11 protein-coding genes and 1 tRNA gene are annotated in these 8,182 nt (G+C 73.2%); 4 read left to right on the forward strand and 8 right to left on the reverse strand.

The annotated features are described in order from the left end of the window. Window positions 1-20 precede the first annotated feature (20 nt). Genes AAD528_RS03910 through idi form a run of 7 tightly spaced genes read right to left on the reverse strand, consistent with a single transcriptional unit; the run spans window position 21 to window position 5,543 of the window. A complete protein-coding gene (locus AAD528_RS03910) occupies window positions 21-881 on the reverse strand; it encodes a prenyltransferase (RefSeq protein WP_345750711.1) in 861 nt (286 codons plus the stop codon). Next, a complete protein-coding gene (locus AAD528_RS03915) occupies window positions 878-1,195 on the reverse strand; it encodes a lycopene cyclase domain-containing protein (RefSeq protein WP_345750712.1) in 318 nt (105 codons plus the stop codon). The genes AAD528_RS03910 and AAD528_RS03915 overlap by 4 nt, the downstream gene beginning before the upstream one ends. Further along, the gene (locus AAD528_RS03920) at window positions 1,192-1,521 is read right to left on the reverse strand and encodes a lycopene cyclase domain-containing protein (protein WP_345750713.1); all 330 of its coding nucleotides are present in this window, start codon (window positions 1,519-1,521) and stop codon (window positions 1,192-1,194) included. Before AAD528_RS03920 ends, AAD528_RS03915 begins: the two co-directional genes overlap by 4 nt. Further along, window positions 1,518-3,065, reverse strand: coding sequence for a phytoene desaturase family protein (gene crtI / locus AAD528_RS03925; RefSeq protein WP_345750714.1), 1,548 nt, complete (start codon window positions 3,063-3,065; stop codon window positions 1,518-1,520). Before crtI ends, AAD528_RS03920 begins: the two co-directional genes overlap by 4 nt. Continuing rightward, window positions 3,062-3,934, reverse strand: coding sequence for a phytoene/squalene synthase family protein (locus tag AAD528_RS03930; protein ID WP_345750715.1), 873 nt, complete (start codon window positions 3,932-3,934; stop codon window positions 3,062-3,064). Before AAD528_RS03930 ends, crtI begins: the two co-directional genes overlap by 4 nt. After that, complete coding sequence (locus AAD528_RS03935; protein ID WP_345750716.1) at window positions 3,931-4,980, reverse strand: polyprenyl synthetase family protein; 1,050 nt, start codon at window positions 4,978-4,980, stop codon at window positions 3,931-3,933. The genes AAD528_RS03930 and AAD528_RS03935 overlap by 4 nt, the downstream gene beginning before the upstream one ends. Beyond that, on the reverse strand, window positions 4,977-5,543 hold the full coding sequence (idi, locus tag AAD528_RS03940; protein ID WP_345750717.1) for an isopentenyl-diphosphate Delta-isomerase: 567 nt from the start codon (window positions 5,541-5,543) through the stop codon (window positions 4,977-4,979). Before idi ends, AAD528_RS03935 begins: the two co-directional genes overlap by 4 nt. Before the next feature lie 80 nt (window positions 5,544-5,623). Here idi and AAD528_RS03945 point away from each other — a divergent pair, with 80 nt between their 5' ends. Together AAD528_RS03945 and AAD528_RS03950 are read left to right on the forward strand one after the other, a co-directional pair. Then, the gene (locus tag AAD528_RS03945; protein WP_345750718.1) at window positions 5,624-6,199 is read left to right on the forward strand and encodes a MarR family winged helix-turn-helix transcriptional regulator; all 576 of its coding nucleotides are present in this window, start codon (window positions 5,624-5,626) and stop codon (window positions 6,197-6,199) included. Between the two features lie 165 nt (window positions 6,200-6,364). Continuing rightward, window positions 6,365-6,793 (forward strand): organic hydroperoxide resistance protein, encoded by a 429-nt coding sequence (locus AAD528_RS03950; protein ID WP_345750719.1) that lies wholly within the window; start codon window positions 6,365-6,367, stop codon window positions 6,791-6,793. Between the two features lie 60 nt (window positions 6,794-6,853). Here the strand turns inward: AAD528_RS03950 and AAD528_RS03955 are convergent. Further along, a tRNA-Pro gene (locus AAD528_RS03955) sits at window positions 6,854-6,927 on the reverse strand. A 117-nt stretch (window positions 6,928-7,044) separates the two neighbouring features. On the opposite strand from AAD528_RS03955, the gene AAD528_RS03960 reads away from it, so the two are divergent. Then, the gene (locus tag AAD528_RS03960; protein ID WP_345750720.1) at window positions 7,045-7,623 is read left to right on the forward strand and encodes a GNAT family N-acetyltransferase; all 579 of its coding nucleotides are present in this window, start codon (window positions 7,045-7,047) and stop codon (window positions 7,621-7,623) included. Window positions 7,624-7,671: 48 nt separating this feature from the next. Then, window positions 7,672-8,040, forward strand: coding sequence for an Hsp15 family ribosome-associated heat shock protein (locus AAD528_RS03965; protein ID WP_345750721.1), 369 nt, complete (start codon window positions 7,672-7,674; stop codon window positions 8,038-8,040). The last annotated feature ends 142 nt before the right edge of the window (window positions 8,041-8,182 follow it).

Genomic DNA, 8,182 nt, shown 5'->3' on the forward strand with positions numbered 1-8,182 from the left:
TCCTTGGTCGAGGGCGGACATCAGGCGGTGTTCATCGCGACGACGATCAGCAGCATCGTCACGACGAACCCGCACGCGTAGTTGATCCAGAGGAAGTGGCGCCAGCCGCGGTTGGCGCGCGCCGAGTCGGCGTCCGACACGCGAGCGTACGGCGCGGCGGCGCACAGGTACGGGACCGCGAGCAGCGCCGCCCAGGCTCCCGGGACTCCCGTGGTGAGCATGAGCAGCCCGGCCGCGGTCCAGGCGGCGAGCGCGAGGCGCACGGTGCGCGCGGCGCCGAGCGCCGTGGCGATGGACGCGATGCCGGCCGCACGGTCCGGCACGACGTCCTGCACCGCGCCGAACGCGTGGCTCGCGACGCCCCACAGCAGGAACGCGCCGAGGACCGCGAGCAGCTGCGCGTCGAACGTCCCGCCCGCGAGCGCGACGCCGTAGGCGGCCGGGCTCACGAAGTGCACGCTCGAGGTCAGCGAGTCGAGCACCGGGATCTCCTTGAAGCGCAGCGGCGGAGCCGAGTATGCGACGACGGCGAACAGGCTGACCGCGAGCAGCAGCCACGACAGCGGAGACCCCCACACGACGAGTGCCGCGACGAACGGGAGGCACGCGACGGCCGAGGCGATCAGCACCGCGCGGTGCCTCTCGGGGGCCAGCAGCGCGCCCTCCACGCCGCCCTTCCGGGGGTTGGCGAGGTCGGACGCGTAGTCGAACACGTCGTTCACGCCGTACATCGCAAGGTTGTACGGCACGAGGAAGAAGATCGTGCCGACGACGAGCGCGGCGTCGACCTCGCGCGCGGCGAGGAGATACGCGGCGGCGAACGGGAACGCCGTGTTGATCCAGCTCAGCGGTCGCGAGGCGATCAGGAGGTCGCGGATCATGCCGCCTCCCCCGCGCGCGCCCGCCCGCGAAGTCGTGCCCACAGGTGCGGAAGCAGGATCACGGCGGCCAGCGGATACGCGAAGTCCTCGATCGGGGCCGCGCCGATCCGGATCCCGGAGATGCGGGCGTCGTCGTACGCGAACAGGCCCGCGGCGATCATGACGTTGTCGAACACCGCCGTGAGGACGACGAGCGCGAGCGCGGCGATCGCCGTGGCGGCGAGCGACGGGCGACGCTCGGCGCCGCGGCGCAAGAGCAGCGCCGCGACGATCGCGACGGCCAGGAAGACGGCGCACAGCACGAGGTAGGTCACGCGGCGCCCTTCTCCCGGCGGTCGAGCAGGCGCTCGGCGCCGCACGCCAGCACCATGGTCAGCTCGCACAGGAACAGCAGGAACACGGGCTCCTCGACGGGCAGCTCGGGCGCCAGCAGGATCCCGGTCATGAACTCCGTCTCGGCGCGGAAGAAGATGCCGAGGCCGATGCCGAGCGCGTCCCACGCGAGGAAGAACGCGAGCCCGATGCCCAGCACCAGCAGCGCGGGTCGCACGGCGCGCCCCAGGAACAGCCTGTGGCGCAGGTCGAGCAGCACGACGCCCGCGAGCGACACGAGCAGGCACGCGAGGTACAGGACGCTCATGCCGGCTCCTCCAGGGGGCCCGCGGTCCGGTCGCCCCGCAGCCGCTTGACCACGAGCTCGGCGCTGATCAGGCACATGGGCAGGCCGATCCCCGGGATGGTCGTCGCGCCCGCATAGAGCAGCCCGCGCACGCGCGAGGACGCGTTGCTGCCGCGCAGCACCGCGCTCTGCCGCAGCGTGTGCGCGGGACCGAGCGCGCCGCCGCGCCACGAGCCGAACTCGCGTTCGAAGTCGGCGGGGCCGATGCTGCGGCGCACCACGACCCGCTCGGCGAGGTCGGGCACCCCCGCCCACGTCGCGATCTGGCGGATCGCGGCATCCACGGTCGCCTCGACCTTCGCGTCGCCCGCTCCGCCCACGCCTCCCGCGCCGATCTCCGGATCGGCGGGCACGGGGATCAGCACGAACAGGTTCTCGTGCCCCTCGGGTGCGACCTCGTCCGAGGCGCTCGGACGGCACACGTACAGCGACGCCGGATCCGGGATGCGGGGGTCCGCGCCGTAGATCGCGTCGAAGCCCCGCTCCCACTCGCGCGCGAAGAACAGCGTGTGGTGCGAGAGCTCGGGAAGCTCGCCGCGCACTCCGAGCAGCGCGAGCACGGCGCCCGGGCCGGGGTCGCGCTTGTCCCACCACGCGTCCGTGCGCGAGCGGTGCTCGGGGCCCAGCAGCTGCCGTTCCGTCACGCGGAGATCCGCGCTCGAGACCACGACGTCCGCCGGCAGGTGGCGCGTGCCGCCGTCCGGGGTCTCGACCTCGACACCCGTGACGGCTCCGCCCTCCACCGTGATGCGGCGCGCGCGGTGACCCGTGTGCAGGCGCGCGCCGTGCTGCTCGGCCAGGCGCGCGATCGCGTCGATCAGGCTCGAGAAGCCGCCACGCGGGTACAGCACCCCCTGTCCCACGTCGAGGTGGCTCATGAGGTGGTACATGCTGGGCGCGGCGGCGGGCGACGTGCCGAGGAACACCGCCGGGTATCCCAGCACCTGCTGCACCCGCAGGTCGCGAGAGTGACGGCGGATGAACCTGTCGAGCGGCTCGCCCAGCAGGCGCGCGAGCCGCGGCAGCCGCGCGAGCATCCCGCGCCCGAGGAGCGGACCGAGCGACTCGTACGTGCTGTAGAGGAAGCGCGACGTCGCGAGGTCGTACGTCTCGGCCGCGGACGCCAGGTACGCGTCGAGGCGGTCCGCCGCCGTGGGGTCCAGCGACACGAGCGCGTCGCGCGCTCCGGTCGCCGGCAGGTCGAAGGCGTCGTCGCGTCCCTCGAAGTACACGCGATAGCCGGGGTCGAGCCGCACGAGGTCGAGCTGCTCGGCCGACGACGTGCCGAGCAGGCGGAAGAAGTGGTCGAACACCTCCGGCATGAGGTACCAGGAGGGGCCCGTGTCGAACGTGAAGCCCTCGGACGACCAGCGTCCCGCGCGACCGCCCAGCTCGTCGCGCGCCTCCACGAGCGTCACCTCGGCGCCCTCGCGCGCCACGAGCGCCGCGGTGGCGAGGCCCGAGATGCCTCCGCCGATCACGACCACGCGCTGCCGGCCCGTCACGCGGGCACCCGCCCGGCCGCCGCGCGCGCGAGCACACCCAGCTTCACGCCCGCGGGCACCGAGATCCGGCGCCGCCGCACCTCGGCCGCGGGCGTGCGGCGCAGCTCGTCGTTCAGGCGCCCGAACAGCGCCGCCGCGGCGGCCGTCGCGCGGCGCGAGCCCGGAGGCAGCCGCACGATGGCGCGGCGCGCCACGGCCAGGTCGGCCTCGATCTCGCGCACGAAACGCTCCTTGTCCTGCTCGGTGAAGCGCGCGGGATCCACGTCGGGCAGGTACACGCGGCCCAGCCGATCGACGTCGTCGCGCAGGTCGCGCAGGAAGTTCACCTTCTGGAACGCCGCGCCCAGGCGCCGCGCCCCCTCCTCCAGCTCCTCGTCGATCGTCATGCCGGGGCGCTCCGTCGCGAACACCCGCAGGCACATCGAGCCGACGACCTCGGCCGAGCCGTGCACGTAGCGCCGGTAGGCGTCCTGGTCGAACACCGTGGCGCCGTCGGCGTCCGTCCGCATGGACGCGAAGAAGGGCCGGATGAGCTCGGGCGCGATGCCCGTCTCGCGCGCGGTGACGGCGAACGCGTGGACCACCAGGTTGGCGCTGAAACCGCGCTCCAGGGCCGTGAGTGTCTCGCGCTCGAGCTCGTCGAGCAGCGCGCGCTTGTCGCCCGCGCGGATTCCGGCCTCGGTGGCCGGCCCGTCGACGATCTCGTCGGCCACGCGCACCAGCGCGTACACGTCGGCGATCCGCACGCGCACGTCGCGCGGCAGCAGCCGGCTGGCCAGCCCGAAGGAGGTCGAGTACGCGCCGATCACGCGCGCCGACGCCTCGCGGGCCGCGCGCGTGTAGAGGTCGAGTCCCGTGGCGTGCCTCATGCGTCACGCTCCACGCACATCCGGGCGATCCCGCCGAGCTCGCCTCGCAGCGACTCCGGCAGGCCCGAGGCCGCGATGTCGCGCTCGACCTGGGCCAGTTGCTCGGCGATGAGTGCCTCGACCGATGCCACGGCGCCGCACGACACGAGCGCCGCTCGGAGGCGCTCGGCGTCGTGGTTCGCGAGCGAGCGCCGGCCGAACAGATGGGCGACCTCGAGCCACGCCGGCTCGGCCTCCGCAAAGGCCACGAGCAGCGTGCGCTTGCCCTCCCTCAGGTCGCCCATCGCGCTCTTGCCGGTGCACGCCTCGGCGCCGAACACGCCGAGCACGTCGTCGCGCAGCTGGTACAGCAGGCCCAGGCTCGTGCCGATGCGCCACAGTGCATCGGCGGACTCGCGGTCGGCGCCCGCCAGCACGGCGCCCGCGCGCAGCGGCGCGGCGAACGAGTACGCGGCGGTCTTCTGCTCCATCATGCGCCGGATGCCGCCCGCCTCCGCGGGCATCACGCCCAGCGAGAACCCGACGTCGGCGTGCTCCCCCACGGCCGTGAGGAACACGGCGTCGTCCACGAGCTCGCTCAGCTCGGCGCGGGCGGGGCTGTCGATGCGCGCGATCAGCGCGTGCACTCCGCTCAGCAGCAGGTCGCCCGCGAGCAGGCCGGACGCCGAGCCCCACGCGGTCGCCTCGGGAGTCCCGACGCCGTCGACGAGCGCGTCGGTCGCGAACTCGCCCGCCAGGTTGGGTCGCCCGCGGCGCACGAGGTCGCCGTCGAGCACGTCGTCGTGCAGCAGCAGCGCGCTGTGCAGCACCTCGAACGCGGCCGCGGCGACCGCTGCCGCGCCGGAGTCCGATCCGCCGAGCGCGTCGTGCGCCAGCAGCACGAGCCGCGGGCGCAGCCGCTTGCCGCCGCGCGCCGACGCCGCGGCTCGCCGCCACAGCGCGGCGGCCGGCGGGCCGAGCCGCTCGGCGCGCTCGATCCGGCGCTCGAAGTACTCCTCGATCACGCGGTCGACCAGGTCCTCGGCCACCGCCTGGTGTGCGGTCATGCTGCCGCCTCGCGCCATGCGGACGCCGAGATCGCCTCGCCGGGGCCCGACATCTCCTGCGCCTGCAGCACGAGCCACGGGCTGAACGCCCACGGCGTCGCGGCGAGCGCGGCCGCGAGGTCCTCGGGCTCGACCCACCGGGCGTCCATCGCCTCGTGCGGGTGCAGCACGGGCTCTCCCACCGCCTCCGCCGTGTAGACCGGGCAGATCTCGTTCTCGACGATCCCCGACGCGTCCACGGCCCGGTAGCGGAAGTCGGGAAGCACGAGGCGGATGTCGCGCAGCGCGATCCCGAGCTCGTGCTCCGCGCGGCGGACGACCGCGTCCGGGATGGGCTCGAACGGCTGCGGATGACCGCAGAACGCGTTCGTCCACGTTCCCGGCCACGTGCGCTTCGTGAGCGCGCGGCGGGTGAGCAGCAGGCGCCCGCGCTCGTCGCGGACGTGGCACGAGAAGGCGAGATGCAATGCTGTGGACTCGTCGTGCACCGCGTCCTTCGGCGCGACGCCGCACGGATCGCCGTTCTCGTCCAACAGGACCACACGCTCGGTGACGTCGCTCACTTAACTCTCCAAGTTTATTACTAGCCGGGCTAGCAACATGGTAGCCATATATCTAACCGCGAATCCACTACCCTCATCCCATGGGCGCCGAAAACCCGCCGAGGGGTCCTCGGGTCGTGATGCACGACCCGCGCCTGCTCGATCCCGATCAGGAGCTCGTGCAGCGCGCGGGACTTTCCGACGCCGAGTTGAGCGAGATCGTACGCGTGCTCGAGGCGATGCGCCGCTGGCGCGAGGCCGAGCGCGCGATGAGCGAGGCCTCCCAGCGGTACATGAAGCTCGGCGAGACCGACATGCGCGCGCTGCGGTTCGCGATCGCCGCGCAGCGCCAGGGGGTCGTCGCCACGCCCAGCCTGATCGCCCAGTACCTGGGGATCTCGACGGCCTCGGTGACCAAGCTGCTCGACCGCCTGGCCGAGGGCGGCCACATCCGCCGGCTGCCGCACCCCACCGACCGGCGCAGCATCGCGATCGAGGTCACGGACGAGACGCGCCGCGCCGCGCGCGCGAGCGTCGGCCGCACGCACGCCCGACGCTTCGACGTGATCGCGGCACTGAGCCCCGAGCAGAGGGACACCGTGGCGCGCTTCTTCGACTCGCTCGCCGCAACCGCCGATCCCCCGGCCGACGACGCGCACGGGCCCGCGGCGCACTGACACGCGGGCACGCGGCCCGACGGGTGCCGGGGCGGCCGGCTCACCCCCGCGGGCGGTGCGGAGGTCTCCCCGGGCACATGCGCGGAATAACACCCGCCTCCCGCCGGTTCCCGGTCGAGGCCGGGCGAAACCGTCCAGGCAGCACACACGAATGAGGGGGACACCATGTTGACAACCACGGTCTACAGCACCGAGGCACTTTCCACCGGCGGCGGCCGCAACGGCCACGTCCGCACGGCCGACGGGCGCCTGGACCTCGACATGGCGGTCCCGACCGAGATGGGCGGATCGGGCAACGGCGCCAACCCCGAGCAGCTGTTCGCCGCCGGATACGCGGCCTGCTTCCACTCGGCGCTGCAGGGAGTCGCACGCGAGCGCAAGACGCCGATCAGCGACTCCTCGGTCGGCGCGCGCGTGAACATCGGACCCAACGGCGAGGGCGGCTTCGAGCTCTCCGTCGAACTGGAGGTGGTCCTCCCCGGCCTCGCCCAGGATGAGGCGCAGTCGCTCACGGACGCGGCACACCTCGTCTGCCCCTACTCCAACGCGACGCGCGGCAACATCCAGGTGACGGTCACCGTCAGCGACGACTGACGGCCTCCCGCGGAAACGACGAAGCCCTGGTGAAAGGAACCTTTCACCAGGGCTTCTCCGTCGGGCTGACAGGATTTGAACCTGCGACCCCTTGACCCCCAGTCAAGTGCGCTACCAAGCTGCGCCACAGCCCGATGTCCGCACTCTCGCGCGGACAACTCCGTTAGTCTACCCGGTCGCGCGGGGTGCCGCGAACCGGGCGGGCGGGCGCGTCCGTCGCGCGTGTCGGAGGTCGGCCCTACGCTGACCGCATGGTGCAGATCACGACGCGGCCGGCCACGCTCGCCGAGTGGGACGACGTGCAGGCAGCGCTCACGGGCGGCGGGGACGGGCGCTCCTGCCAGTGCGTGTGGCCGCTGCTTCCGAACAAGGAGTGGGAGTCCACGACCGTCGAGCAGCGGGCCCAGATCCTCCACGATGAGCTGGAGGCCGGCCCGCCGCCCGGGCTCGTCGCGTACGTGGACGGGCAGGCCGCGGGGTGGATCCGCATCGGACCGCGCGCGGCGCAGAGGCGCACGATCAACAGCCGCGTCGTGAAGGCCGGATCCCCCGTGCCGCTCGACGACGAGAGCGTCTGGGCCGTCACGTGCTTCTCGGTCCGCCGCGAGCACCGGGGCCAGGGGCTCAACGCCGCGCTGCTGCAGGCGGCGGTCGCCTATGCGCGCGGCAGCGGTGCCCGCGTCGTCGAGGGCTACCCGATCGCGACCGACGCGACCACGACGTCGTCCAACGCGCTGTTCGTCGGCGCGGTGTCGACGTTCCTCAAGGCGGGGTTCCGGGAGGTCTCCCGGCCGACCGGAACGCGGGTGGTCGTCGCTCTCGACCTCTGATCGTGCCGGTCCCCCGCCGGGCGGCTCAGGGCGTCCTACGATTTACGGATGAGCGATTCCGTCCGCGTCGACGCGTGGCTGTGGGCCATCCGCGTCTACAAGACGCGCTCGGCAGCGACCACCGCGTGCCGCGCGGGCCACGTGCGCGTCAACGGCTCCCACGCCAAGGCGGCCCAGGCGATCCGCCCGGGTGACGAGCTGCGCGTGCGGGTCAACGGCTTCGACCGGATCCTCGTGGTGCGCCAGCCGATCGCCAAGCGCGTGGGCGCGGCCGTCGCGGCGACCGCGTTCGACGACCGCACGCCTCCCCCGCCGCCGCGCGAGTTCGCCGGCGTGGTCGCGGTCCGCGACCGCGGCGCGGGCCGCCCGACCAAGCGCGAGCGCCGCGACATCGACCGCCTCCGCGGCCGCGAGTGAGCCGCCGGGGGCTGTCCTGCCTCCGACAACACGTGTCGTGCACGGGGACACGCGCTTTCACGCCTTGTCATGTCGCAGGACATTGGTGACAGTTCTGTATCAGGACATCGGTGACACTTCGGGTGTGTTTGGTGGTGACACT

Source organism: Microbacterium rhizophilum, assembly GCF_039605615.1.
GTDB lineage: Bacteria > Actinomycetota > Actinomycetes > Actinomycetales > Microbacteriaceae > Microbacterium > Microbacterium rhizophilus.

Bases quoted from the DNA above. Each gene is read 5' to 3' on its own strand.
- AAD528_RS03965 (WP_345750721.1), top strand. From the start codon at position 7,672: ATGAGCGATTCCGTCCGCGTCGACGCGTGGCTGTGGGCCATCCGCGTC.
- AAD528_RS03945 (WP_345750718.1), top strand. From the start codon at position 5,624: ATGGGCGCCGAAAACCCGCCGAGGGGTCCTCGGGTCGTGATGCACGAC.
- AAD528_RS03935 (WP_345750716.1), bottom strand. From the start codon at position 4,980: ATGACCGCACACCAGGCGGTGGCCGAGGACCTGGTCGACCGCGTGATC.
- AAD528_RS03960 (WP_345750720.1), top strand. From the start codon at position 7,045: ATGGTGCAGATCACGACGCGGCCGGCCACGCTCGCCGAGTGGGACGAC.
- AAD528_RS03910 (WP_345750711.1), bottom strand. From the start codon at position 881: ATGATCCGCGACCTCCTGATCGCCTCGCGACCGCTGAGCTGGATCAAC.
- AAD528_RS03950 (WP_345750719.1), top strand. From the start codon at position 6,365: ATGTTGACAACCACGGTCTACAGCACCGAGGCACTTTCCACCGGCGGC.
- AAD528_RS03920 (WP_345750713.1), bottom strand. From the start codon at position 1,521: ATGAGCGTCCTGTACCTCGCGTGCCTGCTCGTGTCGCTCGCGGGCGTC.
- AAD528_RS03930 (WP_345750715.1), bottom strand. From the start codon at position 3,934: ATGAGGCACGCCACGGGACTCGACCTCTACACGCGCGCGGCCCGCGAG.